The organism is Vibrio chagasii (genome assembly GCF_002954585.1).
Taxonomy (GTDB): domain Bacteria; phylum Pseudomonadota; class Gammaproteobacteria; order Enterobacterales; family Vibrionaceae; genus Vibrio; species Vibrio chagasii_A.
In genome coordinates this window covers 1,876,363-1,894,473 of record NZ_MSCI01000002.1, presented here as the reverse complement: position 1 = coordinate 1,894,473, position 18,111 = coordinate 1,876,363, and the positions used below count along the sequence as shown (strand labels likewise).

Here is an 18,111-nt window from a genome sequence, read left to right as displayed (position 1 = left end):
GCGATGGGTATTAGATTTTTGCTCCGTAATCATTACGTTTCGGGCAAGTAGTCAGAATCTCTCTATGACCTGTGTCTTTGACCTCTTCTAAAATCACATCAAAGCCCCATAAGCGATATAAGTGCTTCATCACTTCGTCGTAACCTTTATCAAGAGGGATGCGGTCATGAGGGACATATTGGAGTGTCATTGAACGATCGCCGCGTACATCTACATTGAACACCTGAATGTTGGGTTCCAGGTTGCTGAGATTGTATTGTGCGGCTAGCTTTTCACGGATCAGGCGATAGCCCGGGTCATCATGAATTGCACTCACTTCAATGGTATTTTTTCGGTCATCATCGAGCACAGCAAACAGCTTAAAGTCTCGAATGATTTTCGGAGAAAGATATTGGCTGATGAAGCTTTCATCTTTGAAGTTGTGCATCGCAAAGTGCACCGCTTCTAGCCAATCTGACCCTGCCAGTTCTGGGAACCACTCTCTGTCTTCATCGGTTGGTTCTTCACAGATACGGCGGATGTCTCTAAACATCGCAAAGCCAAGCGCGTATGGGTTTATGCCACTGAAATAAGGGCTGTTGTAGGCGGGTTGCGCGACTACGCTAGTGTGGCTGTGTAGGAACTCTAAGATGAACTTATCGCTCACTAAACCTTCATCGTACAGATGGTTGAGGATGGTGTAGTGCCAGAAGGTTGCCCAGCCCTCATTCATTACCTGAGTCTGTTTCTGAGGGTAGAAGTATTGGCTGACCTTGCGAACTATACGCACACATTCACGCTGCCAAGGTTCCAGTAGAGGCGCATTCTTTTCAATGAAGTAAAGAATGTTCTCTTGTGGCTCGCTTGGGAAGCGTACTTTCTGCTCTTCCTCTTTGTCGCGGTTTTGTGGCACAGTGCGCCACAGTTCGTTGACTTGAGATTGCAGGTAAGCTTCACGTTCTTCTTGGCGAGCGGTTTCTTCTGCGATGGAGATCTTCTCTGGGCGCTTATATCTGTCAACGCCGTAATTCATTAGGGCATGGCAAGAATCGAGTAGTTGTTCGACTTCTGAAACGCCGTATTTCTCCTCACAACCATTGATGTACTTCTTAGCAAACAACAAGTAGTCGATGATTGAACTTGCATCTGTCCATGTTTGGAACAGGTAATTCCCCTTAAAGAAAGAGTTATGGCCGTAACAAGCGTGTGCCATTACTAGCGCTTGCATCGTCACAGTATTTTCTTCCATTAAGTAGGCGATACAAGGATCTGAGTTGATCACGATTTCATACGCGAGCCCCATTTGACCATGCTTGTAGTTTTGTTCTGTTTGAATAAACTTCTTGCCAAATGACCAGTGGTTGTAATTAATTGGCATACCGATACTCGAGTACGCGTCCATCATCTGTTCAGAAGTGATCACTTCGATTTGGTTAGGGTAAGTGTCTAGTCGGTAATGCTGCGCCACACGCTTAATTTCCACGTGGTATCGCTCTAAGAGGTTGAATGTCCAATCTGGACCATCAGGCAGCATCTTGTCGTTGTTCTTTGGTGCAGCTCTGTCTTTCTCTGCAACGTTTGATTTCGCTGTCATGGCAAGCCCCCTTACGCTGTCTCTTTCTGGAACAGTTCTCTAAACACAGGGAAGATATCATCCACTGTTTTGATGTTTTTCATGGCGAAGTTGTCGAAGCTCGCTTCTAACTTCTCATACTCATGCCAGAGCGTTTGGTGTGAGCGACGCGTGATTTCGATGTACGAGTAGTATTGGCAAGTCGGCAGAAGCGTGTTGACCAGTAACTCTTTACAACGAGGAGAGTCATCTGCCCAGTTATCACCATCAGACGCCTGCGCAGCATAGATATTCCACTCATTAGCCGGGTAACGGTCAGCGACAATTTCTTTCATCAGTTTTAAGGCGCTCGATACAATGGTGCCACCGGTCTCTTGTGAGTAGAAAAACTCATGCTCGTCGACTTCTTTGGCTTGAGTATGGTGACGAATAAACACCACATCGACATTTTCGTAGGTGCGATTAAGGAATAGGTACAGCAGCACATAGAAACGTTTTGCGATGTCTTTGGTGGCTTGGTCCATCGAGCCAGACACATCCATCAAGCAGAACATCACCGCTTGGCTAGATGGAATAGGGCGTTTCTCGTAGTTTTTGTAACGTAAATCGAAGGTATCGATGAACGGCACGCTATCGATTTTTTTACGTAGCTCGGCAATCTCTTCCTTGATTCGAGCTTCTTCGAACGGTTGAGCGGGCTCGGTCATTTGAACTTGATCGAGCTGGTCCATTAGCGTTTTTAAATCGCGTTTTCGACCTGCTGTCATTGCGGTTCGACGAGCCAGTGACTGCTGCAGCGAACGAACAATCGCGATGTTGGATGGAATCCCGGCGCTTTGGTAACCAGAGCGGTGGGTTTTCCATTCAGTGATCTTGTTGACCTGATTTTTTTCTAGGTTAGGCAGAGCGAGATCTTCAAACAGAATATCAAGGTATTCGTCTTTCGATATTTGGAAAGTAAACTCATCTTGACCTTCGCCATCAGGACTAGCATCCCCTTGGCCTGACCCTCCCCCCTGACCACCACCTTTCGGGCGCTCGATTTTGTCGCCGGTGATGAATTGATCATTACCAGGGTGCACGCGTTCTCTTACGCCACCTTGGCCTTGGTGAAAGCTCGGTTCTTTGATGTCTTTATGAGGAATAGTGACGTCCTCACCAGTTTCAGTGTTGGTGATTGAGCGTCGGTTGACTGCATCGGCCACAGATTCTTTGATTTGCTCTTTATGGCGTCGTAAGAAGCGCTGTCTGTTTACAGCACTCTTATTCTTGCCATTGAGCCTCCGATCGATAAATTGTGCCATAAGAACTCCCTCTCAGCTGATGTCGCGATCCTACTTTTACTCGGGTATAAGAGTTATTGGTTGGTATGAGCTGCCCATTTGAGCAGCTCTATACCGTTTGGTTATGAGGATTTACGAACTCTTAGATACCACTCAGATAGCAGTCGCACTTGTTTCTCGGTATAGCCTTTTTCCATCATACGAGCAACGAAGTCGTCGTGCTTTTTCTGATCATCCGTTGAGGTCTTAGCGTTGAACGAGATAACAGGAAGTAGCTCTTCTGTGTTGGAGAACATTTTCTTCTCAATCACAGTGCGCAGTTTCTCGTAGCTGGTCCAAACCGGGTTTTGACCGTTATTGTTCGCCTTGGCACGAAGCACAAAGTTCACAATCTCATTTCGGAAGTCTTTAGGGTTACTGATACCGGCTGTTTTCTCGATTTTCTCTAGCTCACCATTTAGAGAAGCACGGTCGAATAGCTGACCTGTTTCTGGGTCGCGGTACTCTTGGTCTTGGATCCAGAAGTCTGCGTAGGTTACATAGCGGTCGAAGATATTCTGACCGTACTCAGAGTAAGACTCTAGGTAAGCGGTTTGAATTTCTTTGCCGATAAACTCTACGTAGCGTGGCACTAGATATCCTTTCAAGAACTCAAGGTATTTCTCGGCGGTTTCTTGCGGGAATTGCTCACGTTCAATTTGTTGTTCAATGACGTAGAACAGGTGAACCGGGTTCGCGGCCACTTCGGCTTGGTCGAAGTTGAACACGCGAGATAGGATCTTAAAGGCGAAACGAGTCGATAGACCAGACATACCTTCATCTACACCTGCGTAGTCGCGGTACTCTTGATAACTCTTCGCTTTTGGATCGGTATCTTTAAGGGTTTCACCATCGTAAACGCGCATTTTCGAGAACAGAGACGAGTTCTCAGGCTCTTTCAGTCTCGATAAGATGCTGAATTGCGATAGCAGGTCGAGTGTGCTTGGCGAACATGGTGCGTTCGACAGTTCACTGTGCTCAAGCAGTTTCTTGTAGATCTTAACTTCTTCAGAAACGCGCAGACAGTAAGGGACTTTTACAATGTACACACGGTCTAGGAAAGCTTCATTGTTTTTGTTGTTGCGGAATGTCTGCCACTCGGATTCGTTCGAGTGAGCCAAAATCATACCGTCGAATGGCAGCGCTGAAAGACCTTCAGTACCGTTGAAGTTACCCTCTTGAGTTGCTGTTAGTAGAGGGTGTAGTACCTTGATTGGTGCTTTGAACATCTCTACGAATTCCATCAGACCTTGGTTCGCTTTACACAGCGCACCAGAGTAGCTGTAGGCATCTGGATCATCTTGAGAGAAGTGTTCTAGTTTACGGATATCTACTTTACCAACTAGGGAAGAGATATCTTGGTTGTTTTCATCACCAGGCTCTGTCTTCGCGATCGCCACTTGGTCGAGGATAGAAGGGCGTAGCTTGATGACTTTGAATTTAGAAATGTCGCCGCCGAAATCATGCAGGCGTTTTGCGGCCCATGGAGACATAATCGAGCGAAGATAGCGTTTTTCGATGCCATACTCATTTTTCAGTAAGTCACCATCTTCATTGACATCAAATAGACAGAATGGATGGTCATTTACTGGGCTTCGTTCACCGTCAGCAGAAAGTACGTAAATAGGTAGCTTTTGCATCAGAGCTTTTAGCTTTTCAGCAAGCGATGATTTACCGCCGCCCACAGGACCCAGCAAGTAAAGGATCTGTTTGCGTTCTTCTAGGCCTTGCGCAGCATGTTTTAGATAAGAAACAATCTGTTCAATCGCGTCTTCCATACCGTAAAAATCTTCGAATTCGCGGTAACGAGATATAACTCGGTTAGAGAAAATGCGACTTAGTTGAGGGTCTTGCGCGGTGTCAATAACCTCAGGTTCGCCAATAGCCAGAAGTAAGCGCTCCGCGGCGTTGGCGTAAGCACTTTTGTCGTCTTTACACAGCGCCAAGAACTCTTGCAGTGTCAGCTCTTCTTCCTTGGCTGCTTCATAACGTGATTGATAGTGGTCAAATATACTCATAGTCACATTCCCCTTGTTAACCAGTCAAAACTGACGAGCGATTTAAAAATAGGCTCTCCCTACATTTTAAGGTTAGACCCGCTTCCACAATTTTGCTTAACAATTATGTATTTATTTACAATTTTTCACGAAAAAAACTTTGAGATAGCAATTCATAACTGGAGATAAATCAGATTGAAGTTTCTTGTATTAGAGGTTTGCTAGTTATTTTTGGTGATTTGGAGGGAAATTAGATTCTTGTGGTGAATTATTGCTCATTAAACCGATTGTTCATTGTTATTATTTTTGTTAATAGCAGTGTTGTACAATGTAGCATCTTGTTAAACTTGCTCTTTATTAGGAAAGAATGTGAAAAGTCATTGGCTAAAAGTCATCGCTATCGTTACTACAACATTGGGGACGACAGCTGCTCATGCGCAAATATCGCAGTGGTCCTTAGGGGTTGCAGCCTCTTACTCTCCTGCTGTCTATAAAGATACGCCGTCAAATCGTGCGGTTATTCCAATGATAGGTTATGAAGGTGAGTACTTTTTTATGCGTGGCTTTAGTGCTGGTTATCGTTTATTACCAGCAGGCTCACCACAAAATGTGGTCTTACGAGCTGTTTATGACCCGAGAACCTTGAAGCCCAGTGATTCTGGCAACGTTGATATCCAGAATCTAGATGAGCGCAAAGCTTCAGTATTAGGCGGGATAAGCTATCAGTTGATTACTCTCGTTGGAATGTTTGAAGCGACAGCTGGTTCAGACATTGGCTTTCAACACAATGGGCTTTATGCTGAGGCAGCATGGCGTCTACCTATTCGCCGTAGTGGTTGGGCGATTACGCCTTCAATTGGTTATGCTTATAATGGTGAACGTTTAAATAATCACTTATACGGTGTGAGTTCAGCAGAAGCTGCAAGAACGAATTTAAAGGAATTTGATGCTGGTTGGGATGGCCAGTACTTTATTAGTTTGGGTGGTTATCTACATGTAACGCCGAGTATCCGACTTACGGGTGGTGTTCGTTACACTAACCTAGAGGGCGATATCGAGAACAGTCCAATCTTAGAAAGCGGCATTAATATGGCGGCAAACGTTGGTGTTGCTTACGTTTTCTAATTAAAAAGAAGAAAATATAAAAGGGTTACTCATGATGAGTAGCCCTTTTATTTATGTCAGGTACAGCGCGATTAAGGTTAAGATACTAAAAATCGTAATTACGATAACTTGTTCAACGACTGTAAAACTTTTTACTTAATACCTTAGAAAGTGAATCCAGCTTGTAGGCCAAGAGTCCCCTCATTGAATAGGCTTAGGCCACCTGAGTTGTAGTCGTAGTAATCGAAACCAACACGAGCCATGAATTTCGAGTTACCGAACATTGGTTGTATAGATTTAAACTCAGCACCGATGCCGTAAGTTGCCCCCCATTCGCTATTTGAATACTTGCTATTAACTGAACCATCTTGATCGGTTATCGTTGATTTAGAATTGAGGTTAGAGTACGCAAGACCAATCTTACCGTAGATAGCAAAAGACTCATCGAAGCTATATTTATACACTGGGGCTAAAGACATTTTGAAGTGTTTGAAATTGTCTTTGTACTTAGTTAGGTCACCGTGTATATCCTGCGTAACCATTCTACTGTCGGAATCTGTGTAATTCATTGTTGATTCAATATGAAAATTGGTATCAAGAATTTGTGAGCCAGCAGTGAATTGTAGACCTCCGTCATCTTTGTTAATGCCAACGCCCCCAAGTACGTACATGTCGTTAGCTGCGAAAGATGAAGCCGACAGAATAGCTAGTGATACAAAGATGAATTTTCTCATTTTTATCGCTCTGGTTAATAATTTCTGTGAGCATTCTAGCGACTTCTTTAGAATAAAATACACTGTTCAAAATGAGTGTGGTGATTTTTAATTTGTATTAAAAGCCCCGATATAGAATTAATAAAGATTAATGACCTTATTGCTTACAAGTCATTGGCTTACGCTCATTATTTAATGGGCGATATCAGATAAATTAATGGGAAACGGCTCAAGGTTTAATATCTTATCTGCATGTTTTATTACCATTTTCTGTGGGCAAAGTTCACTTCATATCCACGTTGCTAAATAGTTCTCGTTTTTTCTCTTTATATAAAGGCAGTAAAAAAGGGTTACTCGTGATGAGCAACCCTTTCTTGAAACTTTTTAAGCCAAGCAGAGGCTTATCTTTTTATGCATTAAGCACTAAAGATTTGATATAGCTCTGTTGCACATAGGTGGTACTGACGAGGGCAGTTGCGCCATGTTGTTAGCATGCGACGGTATTTATCTAGCATTGGCATTTGGCTATTGAAGTGGTGATCCGCTGTATCGAATTGAGGGTAAAGGCCTTCAGAGTCAACAAGGAAACGTACGTAGTGTACGATTTGTGCTTCAGATGCAATGTCGAAACCTAAGAACTGTAGGCGACGCTGATCAACTTCTTTACGCTCATCTTCTTCAAGCATTTTGTTCGACTCTTGCATTGCATGGTACATCTCCATGATGTCGATAATTTCGCGACATTCTACTTCAGTCAAACAACCAAACTCTTTATTAAGCTCATGCATTTGGAGTTCGTAACCACGCTCTACAATCGTTTGTAGACGTTGGTATTTAGCAGAGTTCTCAGGCTCCATTTGAGACATTAGGTTGTATTGATTTGATAGAATTAGACGCTGAGCATTGGTCATTTCCATGGGAGAAGCCTCACTAAAAAACTAAATGTTGTATTCTTTTGTTGAAGTAAGAGTAACAGCATTCCTGCGAGTGGAAACATGATCTCAACACGGATTTAATATGATTTTTTGAATTGATAAACAAAAGCTGTAAAGAAAAGTGAAAGGAATGTCTAGCCAACAAAAGAAAACGCCCCAATCGAAATTGAGGCGTTTGAAACACATGTGAATACTGTTGGAATTAGTACTTTACGTTAGAATGATATTGGCCCAGAACCGCAACAATTTCATCCATCGTCTCTTTACTTGGCGGGTTTACGCCTTCGAGAGGGTAGTCTAAACCAAGTGCTTCCCATTTATGCGCACCCAGTTTGTGATAAGGAAGCAGCTCTACTTTTTCGATGTTATCCATGTCTTTAATGAACTCACCAAGTAGGTGTGCATCTTCTGGTGTGTCTGTATATCCAGGAACAATCACGTAACGGATCCAAGTCGTTTTACCAATCTTATGGAGGTAACGAGCAAAATCGAGAGTACGTTTGTTAGATACACCAATGAAATCATGGTGAATTTCATCACGCATGTGTTTCAGATCGAGCATCACAAGGTCAGCGGCGTCTAATACTTCATCCACCACTTCTGTGTGTTTACGAATATAGCCATTGGTATCGAGGCAAGTATGGATACCTTCCGCTTTAGCAGCTAGAAAGAAGTCACGGACGAACTCGGGCTGTAGCATAGCTTCACCACCAGAACAGGTGATGCCACCGCCAGAAGCTTTCATGAAATGACGGTAAGATTTCGCCTCGTTGATGATTTCTTCTACAGTGACTTCTTTGCCATCATGTAGGTCCCATGTATCGCGGTTGTGGCAGTACATACAACGCATTAAGCAGCCTTGAAGAAATACAATAAAGCGGATACCAGGACCATCGACCGTACCACAAGATTCGTATGAGTGAATGCGACCAGTTGTAGACATGAGCTATTCTCGGAGAGGAATTTATGCCCTTTATTTTATTACAAAAACGGTACATAAAATAGGGTCAAATCGTAACGAGACCTTTAAAAATAAAGGCAATCACCACTGAAGATAATTGCCTTTATCAAACTTGAAAAGTAAATGTGAAAGCTTGAATGATTCGCTAGAAGAACGCGAACATTGTAATGCCACCGGTGGTGTAGATAGACTCTTTCGCTTCTTTGTAATCTGGAGTTTTTGCGGTTAGTGCGAAGGATGCACCAACGTATTGGTTGTACCAAGCCACACCCATGACAGCTGTCGCTTGAAGGTTCTCTAGAGTCACATCGTAGATAGCTGGATCTTCATTGTTTTTATTCGCGTATTCATCAACACCAGAGCGGTCACCTTCAATGGTTAAGTCATTGAAACGGTAGCGACCTTCGAGGCCAGCATAAGTAAACCAACCGCTGTGTGATGCACCGATCATACCTGGTCTAAATGGGTTTTCGCTCGTGATATTAGCCGCACCAAAGTTACCACCTAGGTCAGTACCCCAACGGAACATAAAGCCTGTTGAAATATCACTTCTAAAGTTACCTACGTTAATTTCTGAAACGTTAGAAATCTCGAAATCAGTATTCGCCAACGCTTGATTACGCATGAGATTGAAATGGCTTAGGTAACCTACGCTGCCTGCCCATTCATCATCAACTTGGTACTCCCAACCCAGAGGCTCATCTGATTTAGTGATTGAGTGAACCAGTTTTTGAGCATCTTCAGAAAGCGCACGCTCGCCTGTTGTGCCAAACGTGATGTTAAAGCGCTGAGCTTGTTGTGGGTTCAAACTGATGTAGTTAAATTCTGAATGCAAGTAACCTGCGTATGGGCGGTCATTCGCTGATGGCGTTTCTAATTCGATATCAGAAGGGGTGTACATTTTGTGGCCAAGGATGATTTCCCATTTATCTAAAGAGCTCGCGCCGCAGTAAGATAGACTTAATGGTTTTACCCAATCGTATGGGGTAATGCTTGACGATGTGTAACCCAGAAATAATCCATTGGTATAGTCTTGGTCGACACCAAAAATTCCATCATTGTCTAGTGCGAATGTGACGGTAGAACGTTCGGACGCCAAAGATGAAAAAGAGAGAAGGATTAGGGGTAAACAACGAAGGTCTTTCATGGAGCAGTTACTCTTAAATTATGAACCGAGATATTACCGTACTTTGCTTGAATTTGTGGAAAAAAAGTGAATAGAAAGCGCCTTTTTTGCTCAATCTAACATTAAGGGAGATGGGAGATGTTGTAGGGATTGGTAACGAATATAAAAAAGCCCCGCACATTGGCGAGGCTAATTATTATTTACAGTCTATTGAGCGTGAGCTTATAGAGACTCAGTAAATGTACGTGCGATTACGTCAGCTTGTTGCTCTGCAGTTAGAGAGTTAAAGCGAACAGCGTAACCAGATACACGGATTGTTAGCTGAGGGTATTTCTCAGGGTGCTTAACTGCGTCTTCTAGAGTGTCGCGGTTAAGAACGTTCACGTTAAGGTGTTGACCACCTTCAATGCCAGCTTCGTGGTGGAAGTAACCATCCATTAGGCCTGCAAGGTTCGCTTTCTGACCTTCAGCATCTTTACCAAGAGCGTTAGGTACGATAGAGAACGTGTACGAGATACCATCTTGTGCATCAGCAAACGGTAGTTTACCTACAGACGTTAGTGACGCTACAGCACCTTTCTCATCACGACCGTGCATTGGGTTAGCACCAGGAGCGAAAGGAGCACCAGCACGACGACCGTCTGGAGTGTTACCTGTTTTCTTACCGTATACAACGTTAGATGTAATAGTAAGAACTGACTGTGTAGGGATAGAGTTACGGTAAGTCTTAAGCTTACGGATCTTGTTCATGAACGTAGAAACTAGTTCACAAGCGATATCATCTACACGAGCGTCGTTGTTACCGTATTTAGGGTAATCGCCTTCGATTTCGAAATCGATAGCGATGCCATCTTCGTCACGGATTGGCTTAACAGTCGCGAACTTAATTGCAGATAGTGAGTCAGCTGCAACAGATAGGCCAGCGATACCACAAGCCATAGTACGACGAACGTCACGGTCATGAAGAGCCATTAGAGACGCTTCGTAGCTGTACTTGTCGTGCATGTAGTGGATGCTGTTTAGTGCAGTCACGTACTGCTTAGCTAGCCAGTCCATGAATGTGTCTAGGCGACCCATTACGTCATCGTAATTAAGAACTTCGTCAGTGATCTTGTCAGCAACAGGACCTACTTGAAGTTTAAGCTTCTCATCTACACCACCGTTGATTGCGTAAAGCATTGTTTTCGCAAGGTTAGCACGAGCACCGAAGAACTGCATTTGCTTACCAACGATCATTGGAGATACACAACAAGCGATAGCGTAATCATCAGACTCTAGGTCAGGACGCATTAGGTCATCATTTTCGTACTGGATAGAAGAAGTATCGATAGATACCTTCGCACAGAAACGCTTGAAGCCGTCAGGTAGTTGCTCAGACCAAAGAACAGTGATGTTTGGCTCTGGAGAAGGACCCATTGTGTATAGAGAGTTTAGGAAACGGAAATTAGTACGTGTAACTAGTGTACGACCGTCGATACCCATACCACCCATAGACTCAGTAGCCCAGATTGGGTCACCAGAGAATAGCTCATCGTACTCCGGAGTACGTAGGAAACGAACCATACGTAGCTTCATTACGAAGTGGTCGATCATTTCTTGAGCTTCAACTTCAGTGATCTTGCCTGCAGCGATATCACGCTCGATGTAGATGTCTAGGAAAGTCGAAGTACGACCTAGAGACATTGCAGCACCGTTTTGAGACTTAACAGCCGCTAGGTAAGCGAAGTAAGTCCATTGGATAGCTTCTTGAGCAGTTTGAGCTGGCTCAGAGATATCGAAGCCGTATTTAGCAGCCATCTCTTTGATTTGACCTAGAGCGCGGTGTTGCTCAGAGATCTCTTCGCGAAGTTGCATTGTTTCTGCTAGGTTTTCGCCGCTTTCGAATTGCTCTTGAAGAGAAGCAAACTGAGCTTGCTTGTCTTTCATTAGGAAGTCGATACCGTATAGAGCTACACGACGGTAGTCACCGATGATACGACCACGGCCGTAAGCATCTGGAAGACCAGTTAGAACACCAGACTTACGACATTTTAGGATGTCAGGTGTGTAGATATCGAAAACACCTGCGTTGTGTGTTTTACGGTATTCAGAGTAGATTTTAGAAACAGCTGGATCCAGAGTTTCACCGTATGCTTTACAAGAACCTTCAACCATACGAATACCACCGTTAGGGATGATCGCTCGCTTAAGTGGTTTCTCTGTTTGAAGACCAACGATAGTTTCTAGATCTTTTTCGATGTAACCCGCATCATGAGAAGTGATGGTAGAGATAACAGAAGTATCGAAATCTACAGGTGCTTTAGTTGCGTTTTCCTGTTTGATACCTTCCATTACCGAAGCCCAAAGCTTGTTAGTAGCCTCAGTACCTTCAGAAACTAGGAAAGACTCGTCGCCTTCATACGGCGTGTAGTTCTTTTGAATGAAATCACGAACGTTTACTTCGCTTTGCCACTCACCTGCAGCAAAATCTTCCCAAGCTTTAGCAAATTGCTCTGCCATGACATACCTACCTTTTTAGTAGAAAAAACACGTACATTAACACTGTTGAGCCAGCGCCCCTCGTAAGGGTAGTACACTCTTATTAATAACAATATATATGAGCATATGTGCTTCATATGGTTATATATATTGTCACTACTTTTTATATGTTGTCTTTACTCTATGTAATCAGACTACGCTAAAAAATTTCTGCAAACCTTAAACTAAATCAATAAATGCTAAAAAAAGTTGAAAAAATTTGAGTGACAGGGGTTGCCACCCAAACTTTTTTTTAATCTAGTTACTACTTTTGTGTAGTAAAGGAGGTTATAGCCAAGCTTTTAGACCATATTTGCTTTCTAGCATACCAACTGCAAGCATTGCTACTAGACAGATAACCAAAACACCAACTGGGATAACAATCTTGTCTACAAATGATAGACGCTTAGCACGCTCTTTATCACCAATTAGGCCGTTGTTATCTAGAAGCATAGTTAATGCCCATGCTAGTACAGGGTTAACGACCGCTGAACCGAAGATACAGATACCCGCTGCTTGTGAGTCTTTGCTGTCTTTAACCATCTGCATACCCGCTTCAAGTAGAGGTAGAGATACACCTACAAGTAGCGCAACACGCATCACTGGTGGCCATACTGCGACATCCATTGGGAAACCAAGAATCGCAACAATAATACATAGAGAGCCAAGCAAGATTGCTCCGCCAGGGATTGGACGTTTCGCGATAGCTGCTGGGATCATGTATGTACCCCAAGATGAAGTGATGTTACCACCACCAACTGCTGTACCGACCATTTGACGAACTGAACACATAGTCATTGTGTCATCAACATCCATCAGAACTTTTTCAGACTTTTTAGGGTAGTTCAGTTCTTGGAAGATACGGTGACCTAGGAAGTCTGGTGACCACATTGCTACCGCTAGGATTGCAAATGGTAGAGAAGCGATGAAGTGCTCAACGTTTGGTAAACCAAGCATCCAACCTTCTTCAGTAGAACCCCACCAGTAGATTGGGTTTAGGTTTGGAATGCCTGTTTCAGTTACGAATTTGATATCGAAACCTGCACCAAGTACTAAAGCAATAGTTAGACCAGTGAAAGCACAAACAGGGATTGCTAACCAACGCTTGTTCACTTTAGCAAGGAATGCGTATAGGCCGATAGTAACGGCAAGAACAATCAAACCAATGTAACCCATGCTACCAGCAGCAACAGTGTCAGACTGAAGACCAACCGCCCAAGCTTGAATAGAGTTGATTTGGCTCATGGTACCGGTTAGACCCAAGAAGATGAGCAAGCCACCCGCAGTACCTTCAGAGGTAAGGTTAACAAGTTTAGACCCACCTTTTAGGAAGCTAAGGATAAGACCGAAGACACCGATAAGGATTGCCAATGCAAGAGGGTGAGCACCAGCAAGAGCGATGGTACCAATAAGAGGAATCATTGGGCCGTGGTTACCGGCGAGGTTTGCTTTAGGGTTGAAGAAACCAGAAGCAAGAATACAGAATAGCAGTGCAGGGATAAGCATTTCTACACGAGCAACTTCGATAGCAAACTCTTTACCCAGGTTTACGTGATCCCAAGCTTGAGTTAGACCTTCGGCCCAAGACATCATTACTGCAGAGTACATCGCGATGATACCAATGGTACCAGCCAGTGCAGGAATAAGGTCTTCGAGTTCAAAGCGGAAATCACGGCCTGGAAGGTTTAGGCCAAAGCGACAAGGCTTCATAATTTGAAGTTCGTGATCTAGATAATCTGAGCGGTTCTCAAATTCAGAAGCAGGACGGTGTAGCTCTTTATAGCTTTTCTCTTCTACTTCAGAGTTCGCATTATTGACAACGTCTGACATAGATTCCTCATATTTTTATGTTCGTAATTCAAAGTTGAATTCTATAATTTCGCGTAATTGTGTTATTTCTTACTTACAACTCATTAGCATTTTGTTGCACGGTGTTGATGTGCTTTATGCAGCTAAGTTAGAAGAAGTGTATGGCATTTTTTATGCCTTATTGTGTGTTGAGGAGTCTAACAAGCTTACCCTTTAGGGTGATTGATCTTGATCACTTTATGAGTTTGTGTGAAAGAAAGTTACAGAATTTAGCGTTTCATTAACGTAATCCTGACGAATTGTGTAACATTTTTTCACAAGTTGACGTTTACCTCCTTTTATAAAGCATAGCTAATGGCGGAGTGCTCTGATTGACTGATTATTATTGAGTTATTTAATTTTTACCTACCTTCAACCATACCCAGGTCCACCGTTTACAATACGTGAGCGTTAAAATAGTTGTGGCTTATAGAGTGTGTCGCTTGCCAAATCCGCATTTATGGTGTCGCTTTCAACGACACTTCTTTGTTCACCAAACTTGTTTTTCTTGTGAGACATTGGGCTACGAGAATCTCATTTTGGTTAACTTTATTTAAACAATGTAAGCGTCGGATTTATAGCTTATTGATAGAGTTCATTCATAAAGTTGAGGTTAAAACGCTGCTTATTGCATAATAAATCAGATTTAAGTTCTATTTATTCCAAATTATTAGGTTAATAATTTGTTGCATGTTAATCCGTGTGGTGCTAGTTTGTATCGCATGAAAAGGTCGGAGTACCTTGCATTTTCACAAACTTGGGAGAGAAAGCGCATGAAAGATGTACCGGCGCTGGACATAAAGGATCTACACAAAACGTTTGGTCAAAATGAAGTTTTAAAGGGAATTTCACTTTCTGCGCATAAAGGCGATGTGGTATCGATTATCGGATCTTCAGGTTCGGGTAAAAGTACTTTCCTTAGATGTATCAACCTTCTAGAGACACCTACTGCAGGCGAGATTTGGGTTAATGGTGAATTAATTCAGATGAAAAGTAACCGCCAGGGTGTATCTGTCCCTGCTAATGAAAAACAAGTTCAACGAATCCGTTCTCGTTTAGCGATGGTTTTTCAGGGGTTCAATCTTTGGTCTCATCTGACCGTTCTCGAAAATGTTATTGAAGCACCTGTCCATGTATTAGGTGTACCTAAAGCACAAGCTATTGAAAATGCAGAGCTACTACTTAAGAAAGTAGGCCTGTATGAGCGTAAAGATTACTATCCGGGTCACTTATCTGGTGGACAACAACAACGTGCTGCGATTGCAAGAGCGTTAGCGGTTGATCCTGAAGTAATGCTGTTTGATGAACCAACGTCTGCACTTGACCCTGAATTAGTTGGGGAAGTGCTTGGCGTAATGCGTGATCTAGCAGAAGAAGGAAGAACCATGCTTGTGGTAACACATGAAATGGCTTTTGCTCGTGACGTATCAAACCATGTGATGTTCTTACATCAAGGCCTAGTGGAAGAACAGGGCGATCCAGCTAAACTGTTTACGAACCCTGAGTCTGAGCGATTACAACAGTTTATCTCCTCGATCTATTAATTGGTCTTGGCAGGTGAATGGCGTAATAGAACAGAATTGAAACATTACTGCTAAGGTCAATGGCAGTAATATAAACAATGAAACACAACAACACAGTTCAATAAGCAAAACAATATTAAAACTAGCAAAACATAAAAACCTAAATCACAGGAGTAGGGATATGAAAAAGTGGTTATTAGTCGCGGCACTTGCTGCAACAGCGGCAACAGGCGTAGCTCAAGCGAAAGAATGGAAAACAGTACGCTTTGGTATTGAAGGTGCTTACCCACCATTTAGCTGGACAGAAGCAGATGGCTCACTAAAAGGCTTCGACGTGGACATGGCTAACGCGCTTTGTACTGAAATGCAGGTGCAATGTAAGATCGTTGCACAAGACTGGGATGGTATCATTCCTTCTCTACTTGCTCGTAAATATGATGCGATCATCGCGGCAATGTCTATCACTGAAGAGCGTAAGAAGAAAATCGACTTCACTGGTAAATATGCACTTATCCCAAACAAGTTTATTGCTAAGAAAGGCGCAGGCCTTAACTTCGATGACCTAAGCGGTCAAAAAATTGCCGTTCAACGTGCAACAACTCACGATAAATACCTAACAGACAACTACGGCGACACGGTTGAAATCGTTCGTTACGGTTCTTTCGACGAAGCTTACCTTGATCTAGCAAACGGTCGTGTTGCCGCTGTACTAGGTGATGCTTCTGCTCTAGAAGAAGGCGTACTGAACAAAGCGGGCGGTGAAGCGTACGAGTTTGTTGGTCCATCACTAACAGACCCTAAGTGGTTCGGTGAAGGTTTTGGTATTGCTCTACGTAAGCAAGACAAAGACCTAACTAAGAAGCTAGATGCGGCGATCCTTTCTCTACGTGAAAAAGGCATCTACCAAGATATCGCGGCTAAATACTTCAACTACGACGTATACGGTCAGTAATCTCTAGCGTCACTTCTTAAGGGAGAGGCAATCCTCTCCCTGTCTTACCAACTTTTTCGCAGTTCTGTTGGAATTCATTATGTTTGATTTACAAGGATATGAAGTATCGATCCTGAAAGGGGCGTTGCTTACAATCGAAGTTGCTTTGCTGTCGCTCATTTTAGCTATGGTGCTCGGTATGTTAGGAGCCTTGGCAAAGCTTGCGCCATATCGCTGGGCTCGTGCTATTGCAACTCTTTACACAACCGTCATCCGAGGCATTCCCGATCTCGTGTTGATGATGCTGATTTTCTTTGGTGGACAGATCCTTTTAAACAACAGTTTGTATTCCATCAATGAGTGGCTCAATGAGTGGTTCACGTCCAGCGCTCCTAACCATGAGTGGACTTCTTACTTACCAGATTATATTGATGTCAGCCCATTTGTTGCTGGTGTCTTAACCATAGGCTTCATCTTTGGCGCCTACATGGCAGAAACGTTCCGTGGTGCGATCATGGCTGTCGACAGCGGTGAAATGGAAGCAGCAAAGGCTTATGGTATGAGCCCTGTGTTAGCTTTCCGTCGTATTCTACTACCACAAATGATTCGTCACGCTTTACCTGGTTTTGGTAACAACTGGTTGGTTTTACTTAAAACCACGGCCTTGGTTTCCATTATCGGTCTAGAAGATATGGTGCGCGTTAGCGCATTAGCAGCCGGTGCAACCAAAATGCCATTTACCTTCTACATGGCAGTGGCACTTATCTTCTTGTTCTTCACTAGTGTATCGACTGGTTTACTTAAACTTGTTGAACGCAAATTCAGTATCCACGCGAGGTAGTTATGGACTTTTCATTGATAATTGAAAGCCTACCGATTTACCTTGGTGGTCTATGGACAACGGCTTGGATGGTTTGCGTCGCTTTGATTATTGGCTTGTTTGTTGCCATACCATTAGCTATCGCTCGCAACAGCCACAATATGTTGATTAACGCACCTGCGTGGTCGTTTATCTATTTCTTCCGTGGCACACCTTTACTGGTACAGCTTTACTTGATTTATTACGGCATGGATCAGTTCTTCCCTGTGAAAGATACCTTATGGGAAAACGCTTGGTTCTGTGCATTGGTGGCATTCATTCTGAATACATCTGCTTACACGGCTGAAATTATCCGTGGTGCAATCAACGGCTTACCGAAAGGTGAGGTGGAAGCGGCAAAAGCATACGGCATGAGTACACCGAAGACTTACCGTCGTATCATTCTACCGAGTGCTTTACGTCGTGCACTGCCAGCTTACAGTAACGAAGTTATCTTCATGCTTCACGGCTCTGCGGTAGCAGGTATCGTAACCATCATGGATTTAACAGGTGCAGCGCGTTTGGTTAACTCTCGTTACTACGCTCCATTTGAGTCGTTCCTAACAGCAGGTCTGTTCTACATGGCGTTAACGTTTATCATCATTGCGATCTTCAAATACGCAGAGAAACGTTTCCTAGCCTACCTAAGACCACTTAGTTAATAGCATTCTACATAGTTAACAAAACGGCGCTCATTGAGCGCCGTTTTTATTAGGAGAGACT

At 43.4% G+C, this 18,111-nt stretch carries 14 protein-coding genes; 5 read left to right on the top strand and 9 right to left on the bottom strand.

Annotated features, from left to right (window positions below; translation table 11 throughout):
* Window positions 1-10: 10 nt before the first annotated feature.
* The 3 genes from BTO10_RS16820 to BTO10_RS16810 form a co-directional block, all read right to left on the bottom strand.
* Window positions 11-1,573: a SpoVR family protein gene (locus BTO10_RS16820; RefSeq protein ID WP_004737400.1), complete on the bottom strand. Its 1,563-nt coding sequence runs from the start codon at window positions 1,571-1,573 to the stop codon at window positions 11-13.
* A gap of 11 nt (window positions 1,574-1,584) precedes the next feature.
* Entirely contained in the window at window positions 1,585-2,856 is a 1,272-nt protein-coding gene (locus BTO10_RS16815) for a YeaH/YhbH family protein (RefSeq protein WP_004737401.1), read from the bottom strand.
* A gap of 101 nt (window positions 2,857-2,957) precedes the next feature.
* The gene (locus BTO10_RS16810; protein WP_004737402.1) at window positions 2,958-4,892 is read right to left on the bottom strand and encodes a PrkA family serine protein kinase; all 1,935 of its coding nucleotides are present in this window, start codon (window positions 4,890-4,892) and stop codon (window positions 2,958-2,960) included.
* 348 nt (window positions 4,893-5,240) lie between these two features.
* Between BTO10_RS16810 and BTO10_RS16805 the strand changes: the two genes are divergently transcribed.
* Window positions 5,241-5,996, top strand: coding sequence for a MipA/OmpV family protein (locus BTO10_RS16805; RefSeq protein WP_063524199.1), 756 nt, complete (start codon window positions 5,241-5,243; stop codon window positions 5,994-5,996).
* Window positions 5,997-6,139: 143 nt separating this feature from the next.
* Here the strand turns inward: BTO10_RS16805 and BTO10_RS16800 are convergent, their stop codons facing one another.
* The 6 genes from BTO10_RS16800 to BTO10_RS16775 form a co-directional block, all read right to left on the bottom strand.
* Complete coding sequence (locus BTO10_RS16800) at window positions 6,140-6,709, bottom strand: outer membrane beta-barrel protein (protein WP_105025298.1); 570 nt, start codon at window positions 6,707-6,709, stop codon at window positions 6,140-6,142.
* Window positions 6,710-7,104: 395 nt separating this feature from the next.
* Entirely contained in the window at window positions 7,105-7,605 is a 501-nt protein-coding gene (locus tag BTO10_RS16795) for a YfbU family protein (RefSeq protein ID WP_105025297.1), read from the bottom strand.
* Between the two features lie 220 nt (window positions 7,606-7,825).
* Window positions 7,826-8,566, bottom strand: a complete 741-nt coding sequence (gene pflA, locus BTO10_RS16790) for a pyruvate formate lyase 1-activating protein (protein ID WP_105025296.1) — start codon at window positions 8,564-8,566, stop codon at window positions 7,826-7,828.
* A 163-nt stretch (window positions 8,567-8,729) separates the two neighbouring features.
* Window positions 8,730-9,731, bottom strand: a complete 1,002-nt coding sequence (locus BTO10_RS16785; RefSeq protein WP_105025295.1) for a lipid A deacylase LpxR family protein — start codon at window positions 9,729-9,731, stop codon at window positions 8,730-8,732.
* Between the two features lie 201 nt (window positions 9,732-9,932).
* On the bottom strand, window positions 9,933-12,209 hold the full coding sequence (gene pflB, locus BTO10_RS16780; RefSeq protein ID WP_105025294.1) for a formate C-acetyltransferase: 2,277 nt from the start codon (window positions 12,207-12,209) through the stop codon (window positions 9,933-9,935).
* A gap of 306 nt (window positions 12,210-12,515) precedes the next feature.
* Entirely contained in the window at window positions 12,516-14,057 is a 1,542-nt protein-coding gene (locus BTO10_RS16775; protein ID WP_105025293.1) for a DUF3360 family protein, read from the bottom strand.
* Between the two features lie 791 nt (window positions 14,058-14,848).
* On the opposite strand from BTO10_RS16775, the gene BTO10_RS16770 reads away from it, so the two are divergent.
* From BTO10_RS16770 to BTO10_RS16755, 4 genes are all read left to right on the top strand, one after another.
* Window positions 14,849-15,619 (top strand): ABC transporter ATP-binding protein, encoded by a 771-nt coding sequence (locus BTO10_RS16770; protein ID WP_004737410.1) that lies wholly within the window; start codon window positions 14,849-14,851, stop codon window positions 15,617-15,619.
* 160 nt (window positions 15,620-15,779) lie between these two features.
* A complete protein-coding gene (locus BTO10_RS16765; RefSeq protein ID WP_004737411.1) occupies window positions 15,780-16,550 on the top strand; it encodes an ABC transporter substrate-binding protein in 771 nt (256 codons plus the stop codon).
* Window positions 16,551-16,629: 79 nt separating this feature from the next.
* Window positions 16,630-17,370: an ABC transporter permease gene (locus tag BTO10_RS16760; RefSeq protein WP_105025292.1), complete on the top strand. Its 741-nt coding sequence runs from the start codon at window positions 16,630-16,632 to the stop codon at window positions 17,368-17,370.
* A gap of 2 nt (window positions 17,371-17,372) precedes the next feature.
* Window positions 17,373-18,050, top strand: a complete 678-nt coding sequence (locus BTO10_RS16755) for an ABC transporter permease (protein ID WP_004737413.1) — start codon at window positions 17,373-17,375, stop codon at window positions 18,048-18,050.
* Window positions 18,051-18,111: the final 61 nt, after the last annotated feature.